17 protein-coding genes and 1 pseudogene are annotated in these 17,260 nt (G+C 72.6%); 14 read left to right on the top strand and 4 right to left on the bottom strand.

The window, feature by feature from the left end:
- Window positions 1-80 precede the first annotated feature (80 nt).
- Both ABZ490_RS03840 and ABZ490_RS03845 read left to right on the top strand, forming a co-directional pair.
- Complete coding sequence (locus tag ABZ490_RS03840; RefSeq protein ID WP_358983690.1) at window positions 81-1,049, top strand: GlxA family transcriptional regulator; 969 nt, start codon at window positions 81-83, stop codon at window positions 1,047-1,049.
- A 32-nt stretch (window positions 1,050-1,081) separates the two neighbouring features.
- Window positions 1,082-1,718 (top strand): annotated as a pseudogene (locus ABZ490_RS03845) (DJ-1/PfpI family protein).
- Here ABZ490_RS03845 and ABZ490_RS03850 read toward each other — a convergent pair.
- Entirely contained in the window at window positions 1,705-2,457 is a 753-nt protein-coding gene (locus tag ABZ490_RS03850) for an enoyl-CoA hydratase/isomerase family protein (protein ID WP_358983692.1), read from the bottom strand. The pseudogene ABZ490_RS03845 and the gene ABZ490_RS03850 sit on opposite strands and share 14 nt — an antisense overlap.
- Window positions 2,458-2,737: 280 nt before the next feature.
- Between ABZ490_RS03850 and ABZ490_RS03855 the strand changes: the two genes are divergently transcribed.
- Window positions 2,738-3,256 (top strand): ATP-binding protein, encoded by a 519-nt coding sequence (locus ABZ490_RS03855; protein ID WP_358984316.1) that lies wholly within the window; start codon window positions 2,738-2,740, stop codon window positions 3,254-3,256.
- A 12-nt stretch (window positions 3,257-3,268) separates the two neighbouring features.
- Here the strand turns inward: ABZ490_RS03855 and idi are convergent, their stop codons facing one another.
- The 3 genes from idi to galE all read right to left on the bottom strand — a co-directional run bounded on the left by idi (window position 3,269) and on the right by galE (window position 6,080).
- A complete protein-coding gene (gene idi / locus ABZ490_RS03860; RefSeq protein WP_358983694.1) occupies window positions 3,269-3,862 on the bottom strand; it encodes an isopentenyl-diphosphate Delta-isomerase in 594 nt (197 codons plus the stop codon).
- A gap of 174 nt (window positions 3,863-4,036) precedes the next feature.
- On the bottom strand, window positions 4,037-4,978 hold the full coding sequence (locus ABZ490_RS03865) for a cation diffusion facilitator family transporter (RefSeq protein WP_358983696.1): 942 nt from the start codon (window positions 4,976-4,978) through the stop codon (window positions 4,037-4,039).
- A gap of 139 nt (window positions 4,979-5,117) precedes the next feature.
- Window positions 5,118-6,080, bottom strand: coding sequence for a UDP-glucose 4-epimerase GalE (gene galE / locus ABZ490_RS03870; protein WP_358983698.1), 963 nt, complete (start codon window positions 6,078-6,080; stop codon window positions 5,118-5,120).
- Window positions 6,081-6,404: 324 nt separating this feature from the next.
- Here galE and ABZ490_RS03875 point away from each other — a divergent pair, with 324 nt between their 5' ends.
- The 11 genes from ABZ490_RS03875 to hpnE all read left to right on the top strand — a co-directional run bounded on the left by ABZ490_RS03875 (window position 6,405) and on the right by hpnE (window position 17,236).
- A complete protein-coding gene (locus tag ABZ490_RS03875) occupies window positions 6,405-8,198 on the top strand; it encodes a DUF5941 domain-containing protein (protein ID WP_358983700.1) in 1,794 nt (597 codons plus the stop codon).
- On the top strand, window positions 8,195-8,947 hold the full coding sequence (locus tag ABZ490_RS03880; RefSeq protein ID WP_358983702.1) for a phosphocholine cytidylyltransferase family protein: 753 nt from the start codon (window positions 8,195-8,197) through the stop codon (window positions 8,945-8,947). Before ABZ490_RS03875 ends, ABZ490_RS03880 begins: the two co-directional genes overlap by 4 nt.
- A complete protein-coding gene (locus ABZ490_RS03885) occupies window positions 8,935-9,996 on the top strand; it encodes an iron-containing alcohol dehydrogenase family protein (RefSeq protein WP_358983704.1) in 1,062 nt (353 codons plus the stop codon). Before ABZ490_RS03880 ends, ABZ490_RS03885 begins: the two co-directional genes overlap by 13 nt.
- The gene (locus ABZ490_RS03890; RefSeq protein WP_358983706.1) at window positions 9,974-10,753 is read left to right on the top strand and encodes a CDP-alcohol phosphatidyltransferase family protein; all 780 of its coding nucleotides are present in this window, start codon (window positions 9,974-9,976) and stop codon (window positions 10,751-10,753) included. The genes ABZ490_RS03885 and ABZ490_RS03890 overlap by 23 nt, the downstream gene beginning before the upstream one ends.
- 32 nt (window positions 10,754-10,785) lie before the next feature.
- A complete protein-coding gene (locus ABZ490_RS03895) occupies window positions 10,786-11,631 on the top strand; it encodes a glycosyltransferase (protein ID WP_358984319.1) in 846 nt (281 codons plus the stop codon).
- 98 nt (window positions 11,632-11,729) lie between these two features.
- Window positions 11,730-12,659 (top strand): ABC transporter permease, encoded by a 930-nt coding sequence (locus ABZ490_RS03900; protein WP_340374580.1) that lies wholly within the window; start codon window positions 11,730-11,732, stop codon window positions 12,657-12,659.
- Window positions 12,652-13,440: an ABC transporter ATP-binding protein gene (locus tag ABZ490_RS03905; protein ID WP_358983709.1), complete on the top strand. Its 789-nt coding sequence runs from the start codon at window positions 12,652-12,654 to the stop codon at window positions 13,438-13,440. Before ABZ490_RS03900 ends, ABZ490_RS03905 begins: the two co-directional genes overlap by 8 nt.
- Before the next feature lie 361 nt (window positions 13,441-13,801).
- A complete protein-coding gene (gene hpnC / locus ABZ490_RS03910) occupies window positions 13,802-14,722 on the top strand; it encodes a squalene synthase HpnC (protein ID WP_358983711.1) in 921 nt (306 codons plus the stop codon).
- Window positions 14,719-15,669 (top strand): presqualene diphosphate synthase HpnD, encoded by a 951-nt coding sequence (gene hpnD / locus ABZ490_RS03915; protein WP_358983713.1) that lies wholly within the window; start codon window positions 14,719-14,721, stop codon window positions 15,667-15,669. The genes hpnC and hpnD overlap by 4 nt, the downstream gene beginning before the upstream one ends.
- Entirely contained in the window at window positions 15,669-15,839 is a 171-nt protein-coding gene (locus ABZ490_RS03920; RefSeq protein WP_358983715.1) for a DUF6380 family protein, read from the top strand. The genes hpnD and ABZ490_RS03920 overlap by 1 nt, the downstream gene beginning before the upstream one ends.
- Window positions 15,836-17,236 carry a hydroxysqualene dehydroxylase HpnE gene (gene hpnE / locus ABZ490_RS03925; protein ID WP_358983717.1) on the top strand — a complete coding sequence of 467 codons (1,401 nt, stop codon included), beginning with the start codon at window positions 15,836-15,838 and terminating at the stop codon, window positions 17,234-17,236. The genes ABZ490_RS03920 and hpnE overlap by 4 nt, the downstream gene beginning before the upstream one ends.
- Window positions 17,237-17,260 lie beyond the last annotated feature (24 nt).

Raw genomic sequence — 17,260 nt, forward strand, 5'->3', positions numbered from 1 at the left:
GACGACATCGCCCCGCATGGCAGAAAAGGTGGGGTATTCGTCCTTGCCGCCCTCGGCGCGCGCCGCGAAGAATCGTGCCCATGGCGCAGCGCACCGTCCGCACCGTTCTCTTCGTGCTGTTCGACGACGTCCAGAGTCTCGACGTCACCGGCCCCCTGGAGGTCTTCACGGGTGCCGAGCGGCACACCCCGGGCTCCTACCGCGTCCGCACGGCCTCCCTGGACGGTGCCCCGGTGCGCACCTCCAGCGGGCTGACGGTCGTCCCCGACGAGGCCCTCACGCGTGCGCGTGCACCGCACACCCTCGTGGTCCCGGGCGGCCGGGGCGCCCGCCGGGAGATCCCGGAGCTGACCGACTGGCTCCGGGCGCACGCCCCGCGCGCGGAGCGCCTGGTCTCGGTGTGCACCGGCGCGATCCCGCTCGCGGCGGCCGGGCTGCTCGACGGCCGCCGGGTGACGACCCACTGGGCCTACGGCGACACCCTCGCCCGCGACCATCCCGCCGTCCGGGTCGACCCCGATCCGATCTACGTCCGGGACGGCCGGGTCTACACCTCGGCGGGCGTCACCTCCGGCATCGACCTGGCGCTCGCCCTGGTCGAGGAGGACCTCGGGCGGGACGCCGCGCTGGCCGTGGCCCGCCATCTGGTCGTCTTCCTGCGCCGGCCGGGCAACCAGGCCCAGTTCCGTGCCCAGCCGGCCGCCCGGACCGCGCGGAGCGGGCCGCTGCGGGAGATCCAGCACTGGATCACCGAGCACCCCGGCGCCGACCTGAGCGTCGAGGCGCTCGCCGCCCGTGCCCGGCTCTCACCGCGCCACTTCGCCCGTGCCTTCCGCGCCGACACCGGCACCACCCCCGGCCGCTACGTCGACCGGGTCCGCCTCGAACACGCCCGCCGGCTCCTCGAGGACACCGCCGACGGCGTCGAGGAGATCTCCCGCGCCAGCGGCTACGGCACCCCCGAGGCGATGCGGCGCGCCTTCGTCAGGACGCTCGGCACGGCCCCCGCGGAGTACCGCCGCCGCTTCCGCCCGGCATCCGTCCACTGAACCACCGGGAAGGGAACCCGATGCAGAATCCGATGCAGATCGCGATCCTCGTCTACGACCGCTTCACCGCCCTGGACGCCGTGGGCCCCTACGAGATGCTCGCCCGGACCCCGGAGGCGGAGACCGTGTTCGTGTCGCTGCGCCCCGGCCCCGTGCGCACCGACCGGGGCGGCCTCGCCGTCGTCGCCGACCGGGCGCTCGCCGACGTACCCCGCCCGGACGTGCTGGTGGTATCGGGCGGTCCCGGGCAGAGCGACCTGATGGAGCACGAGCCGCTGCTGGAGTGGCTGCGCGCCGCGGACGCCACCAGCACCTGGACGACGTCCGTGTGCACCGGCTCCCTGCTGCTGGCCGCCGCCGGACTCCTGCGGGGCCGCCGCGCCACCTCGCACTGGCTGGCCCTGGAACGGCTCGCGGCGTACGGCGCCGAACCGACCGGCGAACGCGTCGTCGTCGACGGCAAGTACGTCACCGCGGCTGGCGTCTCCGCCGGCATCGACATGGGGCTCGCCCTGCTCGGCCGGATCGCGGGCGACGACCACGCCCGGGCCGTACAGCTGGGCCACGGAGTACGACCCGCAGCCGCCCTACGACGCCGGCGCCCCGCACAAGGCCCCCGCGCACCTCGTCGACGCGCTGCGGTCCCGCAGCCGGTTCATCCTGACGTGACGGTCCAGGTGAAGCGCGGTTCCCGGCGTTCCAGGAAGGCGGCGACGCCCTCCGCGGCGTCGCCGGCGAGCCGGGCCTGCGCGGCCCAGTGGGCGTCGCGGTCCGTGCGGCCGTTCGCGAACTCCTTCGCGGCCGCCTGGGTCAGCCGGGAGCGCGAGACGAGGACCCGGGTGAACTCCGCGACCCGCTCGTCGAGTGCGTCGGGCGGCAGCACCTCGTCGACCAGACCGGTGCGCAGCGCCCGCTCGGTGTCGATCAACTCACCGGAGAACAGCAGGTACTTGGCGGCGGCGGGGCCGACGAGGGCCACCAGCCGGCGGGTGGCGGAGGACGGGTAGACGATCCCGAGGTTGGCCGGTGTCACCCCGAACAGCGCGCCCTCCTCGGCGAACCGCAGATCGCAGGCCGCCGCGAGCTGGGCGCCCCCGCCCACGCAGTGCCCCTTCACGGCGGCCAGCGTCGGCTTGGGGAACGCCGCGAGTGCCTCCTCGGCCCGTACGGCCAGTTCCTGGGCCTCGTCCGGGGAGCCCTGGAGCGTGGAGATGTCGGCGCCCGCGCAGAAGGTGCCGCCCGCGCCGGTCAGCACCAGCGCCCGGACCCCGGGATCGGCGGCCAGCTTCTCCAGCAGCGGCGGCAGCGCGGCCCACATCGGCGCGGTCATGGCGTTGCGCTTCGCCGGGTGGTGCAGGACGACGGTGGCGACCCCGTCGGTGACGCCGTGCAGCAGTTCGGGCTCCATGGCCCGGATGCTAGCCTCCGCGCCCCGGTCCCGGTCACAGCGGCCTCGGGGGACGAAACGGGCGAGGGGGACCGAGGGGGCCGCCGAACCCGTACAACCCGAAGAGTGCGCGAAAGCGGCACCATCGGATCAGGGTCGGTCACGGCCGCGACTTCCCCGGACAAGGGTGGTCGGGAACGCTCGATAATGGCTGACTTCTGGTCAGTCGGGAGGTGTGACGCAGCTCGTTGCCAACACTCGACGTGTGGTGACAATCGAGCGCGAGGGCGGCGACCGGACGATGGACAACCACGGGCGCGGGCCCGACCCACGCCCCGAGGGCGGCGCGGACGCACCTCCCGAGTCCCTGGCGGACCCGGCGCAGCGGCCGCTGCCCTACGAAGGCGTCTGGCGTTTCACCGCACCGGCCGTGGACGCCTCCGTCCCCCAGGCCCGGCACGCCGTGCGCGACCTGCTCCTGCGCCAGGGGGTGCCGGTCTCGGAGGACCTGGTCCAGGGGCTGCTGCTGATCGTCTCGGAACTCGTCACCAACGCCGTCCGGCACGCGGCGCTGCTGTCGCCGACGCTCGCGGTGGAGGTGGCGGTGGGGGCCGAGTGGGTGCGGGTGGCCGTCGAGGACAACCACCCCTACCGCCCGACGGCCCTGGAGGCCGACCACGAGGAGACCAACGGCCGCGGGCTGCTGCTGGTGCGGGAGATCACCAGGGAGGCGGGCGGGGTCTGCGACGTCGAGCACACCTCCGGCGGCGGCAAGGTGATCTGGGCCGCACTGCCGCTCAAGCCCGTACGGCTGCCCTGACCGCCCGTCGGCTCACCAGCCGGCCGACGGCCCCGTCAGCTCCCGCACGGCGGGCCGGGCCGCGTCCAGCACGGTCATGAACCACGCGGAGAACGGATCCTTCGCGTGCCGTTCGGCCAGCTCGTCGGGGGTCACGAAGGCCGTGTCGCCGACCTCCTCCGGGTCCGGCCCGAGCGGCGACTGCACCAGCCCGACGAAGAGGTGGTTGTACTCCTGCTCCACCAGGCCCGACGCCGGGTCCGGATGGTTGTAGCGGACCGTGCCCGCCTCCGCCATCAGCGACGGCGACACCCCCAGCTCCTCGAACGTGCGCCGCGCGGCCGCCGCGAAGGGCGCCTCGCCCGGGTAGGGGTGGCCGCAGCAGGTGTTGGACCACACGCCGGGGGAGTGGTACTTGCCGAGCGCCCGCTGCTGGAGCAGCAGCCTGCCCCGCTCGTCGAAGAGAAATACCGAGAACGCCCGGTGCAGCCGCCCCGGCGGCCGGTGGGCCGCGAGCTTCTCCTCGGTGCCGATCGTCACGCCGTCCTCGTCGACCAGTTCCAGCAAAATCGCTTCCGCGGTGCCGCTCGACGAGCTGTGCGTCGCGGTGGCAGGTGTGATCGGCATACCCATCCTTAGCATCGGTCCTCGCGTCCCCAGTCTGCCGTACGAGCCCGGTCCGCCCGGCGCTTCGCACGAACGCCGCGCCCGTCCCCCGCGGGACGACGGCGGGCCCCGCGGGTGATCTTGCCCGGGGCCCCGGGTGAGGAACCGTCCTGAACAGGTGTGCGAATCACTGGCTCAGTGGCAGAGCCGCGCCTCGTGCTCCGCGTGGCCCACCGGCTCCAGCTGGAAGGTGCAGTGCTCCACGTCGAAGTGGTCGCCGAGGCAGCCCTGGAGCTCGTGCAGCATCTTCTCGTGGCCGATCGCGTTCAGCACGTCCGAGCGCACCACCACGTGCGCCGACAGCACCGGCATCCCCGAGGTGATCGTCCAGGCGTGCAGATCGTGCACGTCCTCCACCCCGTCCAGCGCGACGATGTGGGCCCGCACCTCCGCCATGTCGACGTCCTTGGGCGCCGCCTCCAGCAGCACGTCCAGCGTCTCGCGCAGCAGCTTCACCGTGCGCGGCACGATCATCAGACCGATCACCAGCGAGGCGATCGGGTCGGCGTACTCCCAGCCGGTGGTGAGGATCACCACGGCCGAGATCAGCACCGCGACCGAGCCCAGCGCGTCCGCCGCCACCTCCAGGAACGCCCCGCGCACGTTCAGGCTCTCCGCCTGACCCCGCATCAGCAGCGTGAGCGAGATCATGTTCGCGACCAGGCCGATGGCGCCGAACCAGATCATCAGCCCGCCCTCGGTGCCGGCCGGGGTGACGAACCGCCGCACCGCCTCGTACAGGACGTACCCGCCGACGCCGAGCAGCAGCAGACAGTTGGCGAGCGCGGCCAGGATCTCGGCGCGGGCGTACCCGAAGGTGCGGTTGGTGCTCGCGGGCCGGTTCGCGACGTGGATGGCGAGCAGCGCCATGCCCAGGCCCAGCGCGTCCGTCGCCATGTGCGCCGCGTCCGCGATCAGTGCGAGGGAGTCGGCGAGGAGCCCGCCGACGATCTCGACCACCATGACGCCGAGCGTGATCGCCAGCGCCACGCGCAGTCTGCCGCGGTACGCCGCCGCGGCCGTACCGGTGGTCGGCGCATGCGTGTGTCCGTGGCCGTGGTCGTGCCCAGCCCCCATGGGAAACACCCTCCTGTGGTCGCCCGGGATCACAGTGAACTACGGGTGGGGGGTATCCGGCAACGCGGCACTGAACACCGTTGTCATGTGCCCTGACCTGCGTAAACGAACCGCAGGTCAGGGCACCCTCACTGGCCGCTCAGCCCTGGTGGAGCAGCCAGCCCCGCCAGGCCGACTCCACCATCTCGCGCACCCCGTGCCGGGCCGTCCAGCCCAGTTCCCGCGCGGCCAGCCCGGCCGAGGCGACCGCGCGCGGCGCGTCACCCGGGCGCCGCCCCTCGACCACCGCGGGCCGTGTGTCGCCGGTCACCTCGCCGATCAGCGTGACCAGCTCGCGCACCGAGACACCCTCGCCGCGCCCGATGTTCACGGTCAGGTCGCCCCCGTCGCCGGCCGGCCGGCGGGCCGCCGCGAGATGCGCCTCGGCCAGGTCCGCGACATGGATGTAGTCCCGCACACAGGTGCCGTCCGGCGTCGGATAGTCGTCGCCGAAGATCCGCGGGGCCTGCGCGCGGGTCAGCCGGTCGAAGACCATCGGCACGACGTTGAACACCCCGGTGTCGGCCAGCTCGGGCGCGGCGGCGCCCGCCACGTTGAAGTAGCGCAGACACGTCGTCGTGATGCCGTGCGCCCGCCCGGCCGCCCGCACCAGCCACTCCCCGGCGAGCTTGGTCTCGCCGTACGGGTTCACCGGGGCGCACGGGGTGTCCTCCGTGATGAGGTCCACGTCCGGGTTGCCGTAGACGGCCGCCGACGAGGAGAACACGAACCGCCGCACCCCGGCCTCGGCCACCGCCTCCAGGAGCGTGGCCAGACCGCCGACGTTCTCCCGGTAGTAGCGGGTCGGCTGCGCGACCGACTCGGCGACCTGCTTGTGCGCGGCCAGATGCACCACACCCGTCACGGCGTGCCCGGCCAGGACCTCCTTGAGCAGGGCCGGGTCCAGCGCGGAGCCCCGCACCAGGGCGACGTCCGCCGGCAGCCGGGCCGGAACGCCGGCCGAGAGGTCGTCCAGGACGACGACGCGCTCCCCGGCGCCCGTCATGGCCCGCGCCACATGGGCCCCTATGTATCCGGCTCCGCCGGTGATCAGCCACGTCATGGCCGCCCACCCTATGCCGAGGCCCCGCGCCGCCCGCAATGTCCCCCATGTCAGACACCTGGCCCCGTGGCGCGCGCCCGGGGACCGCCGCGGTTTGTCGGGCGGGCCGCCGATCGATGATGATGATCTCGGCAAAGGCCGGTTCAAACCAGTGCCGTCCGACCGCGTTGACCGGAGCTGAACGGCCGGTGAACGCGGCCTTCCCGGCATCCGATAGCCTCTGCCGACATGCCGCCCGCCCGGCCCCGACCGGGGCACGCCCAGGGCGCCCCCATCGTGTACACGACCGGCGCGGACGCGTCGGGACCCAGGGAGTGAGTTCGGTTGCCGACCGCCATCCTCACCGGTCAGCCGGTCCCCGGATCGTCGATCGAGGGCGATCTGCGCTCCCTCGGCTTCGACGTCCGGCTCGCCGCCGGCAGCGCCGACACCGAGGCGCTGCTCGCCGAGGTGCCGGCCCAGGACCGGGTCGCCGTCGTCGACGCCCGCTTCGTCGGCCATCTGCACGCCCTGCGCCTCGGCCTCACCGACCCGCGCTTCCCGCTCGCCGCGATCCCCGGCGCGCTCACCGCGCAGTCCGCCGGCCGCCCGGCCCTCACCCGCGCGCTGGCCCGCGAGAACGCCGCGGGCGGCGGCACCGCACTCGCCGTGGACAGCCTCGCCGACCGGGTCGTCACCGGCCTCGACGCCGACGGCGAGGGCGTCCACCGCCCCGAGCTCGGCAGCCTCGTCGCCGAGGTCCCCGCCGACCCCCAGGCCCGCAACGAGGCACGGCAGGCCGTCGCCTCCGTCGACGACGAGGCCGTACGCCTGAAGTCGGCCGTGAAGGCCCGCGACGGCTTCTTCACCACGTACTGCATCAGCCCGTACTCCCGCTACATCGCCCGCTGGTGCGCCCGCCGGGGCCTCACCCCCAACCAGGTCACCACCGCCTCCCTGATCACCGCGCTGATCGCGGCCGGGTGCGCGGCCACCGGCACCCGGGGCGGCTTCGCCGCGGCCGGCGTCCTGCTCATCGCGTCCTTCGTGCTCGACTGCACCGACGGGCAGCTCGCCCGCTACTCCCTGCAGTACTCCACGCTCGGCGCCTGGCTCGACGCCACGTTCGACCGGATCAAGGAGTACGCCTACTACGCCGGCCTCGCGCTGGGAGCGGCGAAGGGCGGCGACGACGTATGGGCGCTCGCGCTCGGCGCGATGATCCTCCAGACCTGCCGGCACGTGGTCGACTTCTCCTTCAACGAGGCGAACCACGACGCCACCGCCAACACCAGCCCCACCGCCGCCCTCTCCGACAAGCTCGACAGCGTCGGCTGGACGGTCTGGGTGCGGCGGATGATCGTCCTGCCCATCGGTGAACGTTGGGCCATGATCGCCGTCCTGACGGCCGCCACGACCCCCCGGATCACCTTCTACGCGCTGCTCGTGGGCTGCGCCTTCGCGGCCACGTACACGACGGCCGGGCGGGTGCTGCGCTCGGTGACCCGCAAGGCCAGGCGCACCGACCGGGCCGCGCAGGCGCTGGCGGACCTGACCGACAGCGGCCCCCTCGCCCAGGGGCTGGCCCGCGTCCTGCGCGGCACGGGCGGCCACCTGGCGCCGCTCAGCGCCGCCGGGGGCCTCGTCCTGGTCGTGGCGGGATCCTGGCTGTGGGGACCGGGCTGGTGGACCGTCCTGATGGCCGGTGCCTACGTCCTGGCCTCGGCCGAAGCCGTCTCGCGCCCCCTCGAGGGCGCCCTCGACTGGCTCGTCCCCCCGCTCTTCCGGGCCGGCGAATACCTCACCGTCCTGATCCTCGCGGCGAAGTCCGAGGTGAACGGAGCCCTTCCTGCGGCTTTCGGGCTGGTGGCCGCCGTCGCCTACCATCACTACGACACGGTGTACCGCATCCGCGGCGACGCCGGAGCGCCGCCGGCCTGGCTGGTGCGCGCCGTAGGGGGGCAGGAGGGGCGGACGCTGCTCGTGGCGGTGCTGGCCGCCCTGCTCACCGCCCCGCAGTTCACGGTTGCGCTCACGGTTCTCGCCGTGGCCGTCGCCCTCGTGGTGCTCGTCGAGAGCATCCGCTTCTGGGTGTCCGCAGGGGCCCCCGCCGTACACGACGAAGGAGAACCCGCATGATCGGCCTCGTGCTGGCGGCCGGCGCCGGACGGCGTCTGCGCCCCTACACCGACAGCCTGCCCAAGGCGCTGGTGCCGGTGGGGCCCGCGGGCATAGAGGGCGAGCCCACGGTCCTGGACCTGACCCTCGGCAACTTCGCCGAGATCGGGCTGACCGAGGTCGCGGTCATCGTCGGCTACCGCAAGGAGGCCGTGTACGCGCGCAAGGAGGCGCTGGAGGCGAAGTACGGCCTCAAGCTCACCCTGATCGACAACGACAAGGCCGAGGAGTGGAACAACGCCTACTCCCTGTGGTGCGGCCGTGACGCCCTCAAGGACGGCGTGATCCTCGCCAACGGCGACACCGTGCACCCGGTCTCCGTCGAGAAGACGCTGCTCGCCGCCCGCGGCGAGGGCCGGCGGATCATCCTCGCCCTGGACACCGTGAAGTCCCTCGCCGACGAGGAGATGAAGGTCGTCGTCGACCCCGAGCGGGGCATGACGAAGATCACCAAGCTGATGGACCCGGCCGAGGCCACCGGCGAGTACATCGGCGTCACGCTCATCGAGGGCGACGCCGCCCCCGAACTGGCCGACGCGCTGAAGACCGTGTGGGAGACCGACCCGCAGCAGTTCTACGAGCACGGCTACCAGGAGCTGGTGAACCGTGGCTTCCGGATCGACGTCGCGCCCATCGGTGCCGTCGACTGGGTCGAGATCGACAACCACGACGATCTCGCCCGAGGACGGGAGATCGCGTGCCAGTACTGACCCGGCTCATCCCCTCGCCGCTCGTCGTCGACATCCGCCCGGGTGCCCTCGACGACCTGGGATGCGTCCTCGCCGACGAGCGCATCTCGCACTCCGGCAGGCTCGCCGTCGCCGTCAGCGGCGGCTCGGGCGCCCGGCTGCGCGAGCGGCTCACCCCCCTGCTGCCCGGTGCCACCTGGTACGAGGTCGGCGGCGGCACCCTCGACGACGCCGTCCGGCTGGCCGGCGACATAAAGGCCGGCCACTACGACGCCGTCGTGGGCCTGGGCGGCGGCAAGATCATCGACTGCGCAAAGTTCGCCGCGGCACGGGTCGGCCTCCCGCTGGTCGCCGTGCCCACGAACCTCGCGCACGACGGCCTGTGCTCCCCGGTCGCCACCCTCGACAACGACGCGGGCCGCGGCTCCTACGGCGTGCCCAACCCGATCGCCGTCGTGATCGACCTGGACGTCATCCGCGAGGCCCCGGCACGCTTCGTCCGGGCCGGCATCGGCGACGCCATCTCCAACATCAACTCGATCGCGGACTGGGAACTCTCCAACCGCGTCACCGGCGAGAAGATCGACGGGCTCGCCTCGGCGATGGCCCGCCAGGCCGGCGAGGCGGTGCTGCGGCACCCGGGCGGCATCGGCGACGACGCCTTCCTCCAGGTGCTCGCGGAGGCGCTGGTCCTCACCGGCGTCGCGATGTCGATCTCGGGCGACTCACGGCCCGCCTCGGGCTCCTGCCACGAGATCAACCACGCCTTCGACCTGCTCTACCCCCGGCGCGCCGCCAGCCACGGCGAGCAGTGCGGCCTCGGCGCCGCCTTCGCGATGTACCTGCGCGGGGCGCACGAGGAGTCCGCCTACACGGCACAGGTGCTCCGACGGCACGGACTGCCGGTGCTCCCGGAGGAGATCGGCTTCACCGTGGACGAGTTCGTCCGCGCCGTGGAGTTCGCCCCCGAGACCCGGCCCGGCCGCTACACGATCCTCGAACACCTCGACCTCAAGACCGACCAGATCAAGGACATCTACGCCGACTATGTCAAGGCCATCGGTAGCTGAACTCAGACCGGTCGTCCACCCTCCGGGGGTGAAGGACCGGCGCAGCGGTGAGCACTGGATGGGACGCCTCTACATGCGTGAGGTGTCCCTGCGGGTGGACCGCTACCTGGTGAACACCAGGGTCACGCCCAACCAGCTCACGTACCTGATGACCGTCTTCGGCGTGCTCTCGGCCCCGGCACTCCTCGTGCCGGGGATCCCGGGCGCCGTCCTCGGCGTCCTCTGCGTCCAGCTGTACCTGTTGCTGGACTGCGTGGACGGCGAGATCGCGCGCTGGAAGAAGATGTACTCGCTGAACGGGGTCTACCTCGACCGCGTCGGCGCGTACCTCACCGACGCCGCCGTGCTCGTCGGCCTCGGGCTGCGCGCCGCGGACCTGTGGGGGAGCGGCCGCATCGACTGGCTGTGGGCCTTCCTCGGCACCCTGGCCGCGCTCGGCGCGATCCTGATCAAGGCCGAGACCGACCTGGTCGGCGTCGCCCGCCACCAGACCGGCAAGGAGCCGGTCAAGGAGGCCGCCGCCGAGATGCGCTCCTCCGGCATGGCACTGGCCCGCCGGGCCGCCGCCGCGCTGAAGTTCCACCGGCTGATCCTCGGCATCGAGGCGTCCCTGCTGATCCTGGCCCTGGCGATAGCCGACCAGATCCGCGGCGACCTCTTCTTCACCCGCCTCGGCGTCGCCGTACTCGCCGGCATCGCCCTGCTCCAGACCCTGCTGCACCTGGTTTCGATCCTCGCGTCGAGCAGGCTCAAGTGAGCGCCCTGAAGGTCGGGGCGGTGATCATCACCATGGGCAACCGCCCCGACGAGCTGAGGGACCTGATCGACTCGGTCGCGGGGCAGGACGGCGACCCGGTCCAGGTCGTCGTGGTCGGCAACGGCTCGCCCGTCCCGGACGTCCCCGACGGCGTGCGCACGGTCGAACTGCCCGAGAACCTCGGCATCCCCGGCGGCCGCAACGTCGGCATCGAGGCCTTCGGCCCGGGCGGCCGGGACGCCGACGTCCTGCTCTTCCTGGACGACGACGGCCTGCTGGCCCGCAAGGACACCGCCGAGCTGTGCCGGCGGGCCTTCACCGCCGACCCGGGGCTCGGCATCGTCAGCTTCCGCATCGCCGACCCGGACACCGGAGTCACCCAGCGCCGGCACGTCCCGCGGCTGCGGGCCGCCGACCCGATGCGCTCCTCCCGGGTCACCACCTTCCTCGGCGGCGCCAACGCCGTCCGTACGAAGGTCTTCGCGGACGTGGGTGGACTGCCGGACGAGTTCTTCTACGCCCATGAGGAGACCGACCTCGCCTGGCGGGCCCTCGACGCGGGCTGGATGATCGACTACCGGTCCGACATGGTGCTGTACCACCCCACGACCGCGCCCTCGCGGCACGCGGTCTACCACCGCATGGTGGCGCGCAACCGGGTCTGGCTGGCCCGGCGCAACCTGCCCGCCGTGCTCGTTCCGGTCTATCTCGGGGTGTGGCTGCTGCTCACCCTGGCCCGGCGGCCCTCGCGGTCCGCGCTGAAGGCGTGGTGCGGCGGCTTCCGGGAAGGCTGGACCACACCGTGCGGGCCGCGCAGGCCCATGAAGTGGCGTACGGTGTGGCGGCTGACCAGACTGGGCCGCCCCCCGGTCATCTGACAAGCTCGTCCCAGAGGGCTCCCGGCCGGACCGCGAGCCCCCCGGCTCATGCCGGCCCTGTCAAGGCCGTGCATCGCGAAGACGAAAGTTTCCTACTTGTGAGTGAGACAACGCATGACGGCGGAGTCGCGGTGAGCGCGCTTCCGTCGCCCGACGAGGGCCTGACGGCCGCCCAGCTGGCCGCCAAGTACGGGCTGGCCGTGAGCGGCGCCCGGCCCCCGGTGCGGGAGTACGTCCGCCAGCTCTGGGGACGCCGGCACTTCATCCTGGCGTTCTCCCGGGCGAAGCTGACCGCGCAGTACAGCCAGGCCAAGCTCGGCCAGCTGTGGCAGGTGGCGACGCCGCTGCTGAACGCGTTCGTGTACTTCATGATCTTCGGCGTGCTGCTCAACGCCAGCCGGGGCATGCCCAAGGACGTGTACATCCCGTTCCTGGTCACGGGCGTCTTCGTGTTCACCTTCACGCAGAGCTCCGTGATGAGCGGGGTCCGGGCGATCTCCGGCAACCTCGGCCTCGTGCGCGCCCTGCACTTCCCGCGTGCCTCGCTGCCCATCTCCTTCGCGCTCCAGCAGCTCCAGCAGCTGCTGTACTCGATGCTGGTGATGTTCGTCGTCGTGATCGGCTTCGGCAGCTACCCGGACGCCTCCTGGGCGCTGATCGTGCCGGTGCTGATCCTGCAGTTCGCCTTCAACACCGGACTGGCGCTGGTGTTCGCCCGGGCCGGCGCGAAGACCCCCGACCTCGCCCAGTTGATGCCGTTCGTGATGCGGACCTGGATGTACGCCTCCGGCGTGATGTTCTCCATCCCCGTCTTCCTCGCCGACAAGCCGCAGTGGGTGGCCAACGTCCTGCAGTGGAACCCGGCCGCCATCTACATGGACCTCATGCGCTTCGCGCTCATCGAGGAGTACGGCGCCGAGAACCTCCCCGAGCACGTCTGGGCCGTCGCCGGCGGCTGGGCCCTGCTGCTCGCGGTCGGCGGCTTCCTGTACTTCTGGAAGGCCGAGGAGAGGTACGGACGTGGCTGAGCAGGTACCGGGGCAGCACATCCCCACCGTCATCGCCGACGACGTGCACATCGTCTACCGCGTCAACGGCGCGAAGACGGGCAAGGGCAGCGCCACCGCCGCGCTGAGCCGGATGATCAGGCGGGGCTCCGACGACGAGGCGCGCGGTGTGCGCAAGGTGCACGCGGTCCGCGGTGTCTCCTTCGTCGCCCACCGCGGGGAGGCCATCGGCCTGATCGGCTCCAACGGCTCCGGCAAGTCCACCCTGCTGCGGGCCATCGCCGGTCTGCTGCCGCCGGAGAGCGGCAAGGTCTACACCGACGGCCAGCCCTCGCTGCTCGGCGTCAACGCGGCCCTGATGAACGACCTCACGGGCGAGCGCAACGTCATCCTCGGCGGGCTCGCCATGGGCATGTCCCGGGAGCAGGTCAAGGAGCGCTTCCAGGAGATCGTCGACTTCTCCGGCATCAACGAGAAGGGCGACTTCATCACCCTGCCGATGCGCACCTACTCCTCCGGCATGCAGGCCCGGCTGCGCTTCTCCATCGCCGCCGCCAAGGACCACGACGTCCTGATGATCGACGAGGCCCTGGCCACCGGCGACCGCAAGTTCCAGAGGCGCTCCGAGGAACGCATCCGGGAGCTGCGCAAGCACGCCGGCACGGTGTTCCTGGTCAGCCACAGCAACAAGTCGATCCGCGACACCTGCGACCGCGTCCTGTGGCTGGAACGCGGCGAACTCCGCCTGGACGGACCGACCGACGAGGTCCTCAAGGAGTACGAGAAGTTCACGGGCAAGTAGCGCGTGGCGACCCGGGGCCCCGCCGGAACGGTCCGGCGGGGCCCCGCGTCTGCAAAGGAAGCGTCAACTCCGGGACCGCGTAGGAATCTTGACGCCAATCGGTGTGTTGTTGTGATCTGCGGGACACCCGCGCGAACCTCGCTGCGTTGTACAACGTAAGCTGTGACAGGTCCCGAAACGCGTCAAGTGGGGCGATAATGCGCGACACCCTCGGTCGAGGCTGCCGTGCGGACAGCCGGGCGGCGTGTCCGAAATAGTGTGTCTTGGGTCGGCGGTGTAGAACGGGAGATGTGACGGCAATGGCTACGGAGACTCCCCAGCTCAACGCAGTACGTGCCGTCCCTGCCCCGGGTAGCGAACGATGACGGCGCCGGCCGTGCCCCGTACCGGCGGCCCCGGGCGCGGCACCCTCGACAAGGCCGCCGACGAGAACTTCCCCGTCGCCCCGTTCTTCCTGCCCCGCGCCTGGCGCGAGGACCTCATGGCCGTCTACGGCTTCGCCCGCCTCGTCGACGACATCGGTGACGGCGACCTCGCCCCCGGCGGCGCCGACGCAGCCCTCCTCGGCGTTCCGGCCACCGACGCCGAGGACCGCATGCTCCTCCTCGACGCCTTCGAGACCGACCTGCTCCGCGTGTTCGAGCGGTCCCCCGGACCCCACGGGGAACCCCGCCACCCCCTGCTGCGCGGTCTGCTGCCCACGGTCCGCCGGCACTCCCTGACCCCCGAGCCGTTCCTCGCGCTGATCGCCGCCAACCGCCAGGACCAGCTCGTCAAGCGCTACGAGACCTACGACGACCTCCTCGCCTACTGCGAGCTGTCCGCCAACCCCGTCGGCCGTCTCGTGCTCGCCGTCACCGGCACCTCGACCCCCGAGCGGATCCGCCGCTCCGACGCGGTCTGCACCGCACTGCAGATCGTCGAACACCTCCAGGACGTGGCCGAGGACCTCGGCCGCGACCGGGTCTACCTGCCCGCCTCCGACATGAAGCGCTTCCATGTGCGGGAGGCGGATCTCGCCGCGCCCTCGGCGGGCGCCTCGGTGCGCGCCCTGGTCGCGTTCGAGGCGCAACGCGCCCGCGATCTGCTGAATGAAGGCGCCCCCCTCGTGGGTAGCGTCCACGGCAGGCTGAGGCTGCTGCTCGCAGGGTTCGTGGCAGGGGGACGGGCGGCGGTCCACGCGATTGCCGCCGCCGGATACGACGTACTTCCCGGCCCGCCCAAGCCCGGCAAGCTCCGGCTGCTGCGCGAGGTGGGCGTGACTCTGCGAGGAGAGGGGTGATCCGGACCGTGGAGTCGTCACCGCACGTGTCCGCACCGGTACTCGCCGCCTACAGCTACTGCGAGGCCGTCACCGGACAGCAGGCCCGTAACTTCGCCTACGGGATCCGGCTGCTGCCCACACCGAAACGCCGCGCGATGTCGGCGCTGTACGCCTTCTCGCGCCGCGTCGACGACATCGGCGACGGCGCGCTGGAGGACAAGGTCAAGGCGTCCCGCCTCGAGGACACCCGCGTTCTGCTCGCGCGGGTCCGCGACGGCGAGGTCGACGAGGACGACACCGACCCCGTCGCGGTCGCCCTCGCCCACACCGCGCGGGTCTTCCCGGTCCCGCTCGGCGGCCTGGACGAACTGATCGACGGCGTCCTGATGGACGTACGCGGCGAGACCTACGAGACCTGGGACGACCTGAAGGCGTACTGCCGCTGTGTGGCGGGCGCCATCGGACGCCTCTCGCTCGGTGTGTTCGGCACGGAACCCGGGGCGCGCGGCGCCGAGCGCGCGCCGGAGTACGCCGATACGCTCGGGCTCGCGCTCCAGTTGACGAACATCCTGCGGGACGTCCGCGAGGACGCGGCCGGCGGCCGGACCTATCTGCCCGCCGACGACCTCGCCAAGTTCGGCTGCTCGGCCGGGTTCGACGGGCCGACCCCGCCGGAGGGCTCCGACTTCGCGGGACTCGTGCACTTCGAGGTGCGCCGGGCCCGGGCCCTGTTCGCCGAGGGCTACCGGCTGCTGCCCCTGCTCGACCGGCGCAGCGGCGCCTGTGTCGCCGCCATGGCCGGCATCTACCGGCGCCTCCTCGACCGCATCGAACGCGACCCCGCCGCCGTGCTGCGCGGCCGGGTCTCGCTGCCCGGCCGCGAGAAGGCCTATGTCGCCGTGCGCGGACTGTCGGGACTGGACGCCCGGCACGTCTCACGGCAGACCGTCAGGAGGCATGCCTGATGGGCGCCGTGGGCGACACCGCGGGTCGGGGTGGAGCCGCCGGAGAAACCACAGGAACCTACGGAAAGCGGCACGCAACCCTCCGCTGCGGCGCGGCGTCCCTGAGTGCGACCGCCCGCCGTGCACAGTTCACCTACCACGGCAGGGCGGCAGGGGAGGGTGCACGATGAGCGACGGACGGCAGGGCGCCGACGGACGGCACACGGTCGTCGTCGGCGGCGGGCTCGCCGGGATCACCGCCGCGCTCGCGCTCGCCGACGCGGGCGTGCGCGTCACCCTGCTGGAGGGCCGTCCCCGCCTGGGCGGTCTGGCCTTCTCCTTCCGGCGCGGCGACCTCACCGTGGACAACGGCCAGCATGTCTATCTGCGCTGCTGCACCGCCTACCGCTGGTTCCTCGACCGCATCGGGGGCGCCGCCCTGGCACCTCTGCAAAATCGTCTCGACGTGCCCGTTGTCGATGTCGAACGGCCCGCGGGACGCCGGCTCGGCCGGCTGCGTCGCGACGCCCTGCCGGTGCCCCTGCACCTCGGGCGCAGCCTCGCCACGTACCCGCATCTCTCCCTCGCCGAACGGGCCCGGGTGGGCCGGGCCGCGCTCGCGCTCAAGGGGCTCGACCTCGCCGATCCGGCGCTGGACGCGCAGGACTTCGGCAGCTGGCTGACCGCGCACGGCCAGTCGGCCCGCGCCGTCGAGGCCCTGTGGGACCTGGTCGGGGTCGCCACCCTCAACGCGGTGGCGGGCGAGGCCTCCCTCGCGCTCGCCGCGATGGTGTTCAAGACCGGACTGCTGTCCGACCCGGGCGCCGCCGACATCGGCTGGGCCCATGTCCCGCTGGGCGACCTGCACGACCGGCTGGCCCGCAAGGAACTCGACTCCGCGGGCGTGCGCACCGAGGTCCGCACCCGGGTCACCTCCGTCTCCGCCGAGGAGGACGGGCGCTGGAGCGTCCGGGTTCCCGGCGAGACGCTCACCGCCGACGCCGTCGTCCTCGCCGTACCGCAGGGCGAGACCCGCGATCTGCTGCCGCCCGGGGCGCTGCACGCCCCCGAACGGCTGCGGGAGATCGGCACCGCGCCCATCCTCAACGTCCATGTCGTCTACGACCGCAAGGTGCTGGACGCCCCCTTCCTCGCCGCGCTCGGCACCCCCGTGCAGTGGGTGTTCGACCGCACCGACGCCTCCGGGCTGCGCGAGGGCCAGTACCTCGCGCTGTCCCAGTCCACCGCCCAGGACGAGATCGACACCCCGGTCGCCGAGTTGCGCGCGCGCTATCTCCCCGAACTCGAACGGCTGCTGCCCCGCGCGCGCGGCGCCGGGGTGAGGGACTTCTTCGTCACCCGGGAGCGCCACGCGACGTTCGCTCCCGCCCCCGGCGTCGGGCGGCTGCGTCCCGGCGCCCGCACCGAAGCCCCCGGCCTGTACCTGGCCGGAGCGTGGACCGCCACAGGGTGGCCCGCGACCATGGAGAGTGCGGTCCGCAGCGGCGTGAACGCGGCGGACGCCGTGCTCGGCGCCCTCGGCCGGCCCCGACCCCACCGGCTCTTCGCGTTCGAGGAGGCGGCCTGATGCTCGATCAGCACGGCTCGGCAC

It is taken from the genome of Streptomyces sp. NPDC005811 (genome assembly GCF_040630405.1).
Classification (GTDB): domain Bacteria; phylum Actinomycetota; class Actinomycetes; order Streptomycetales; family Streptomycetaceae; genus Streptomyces.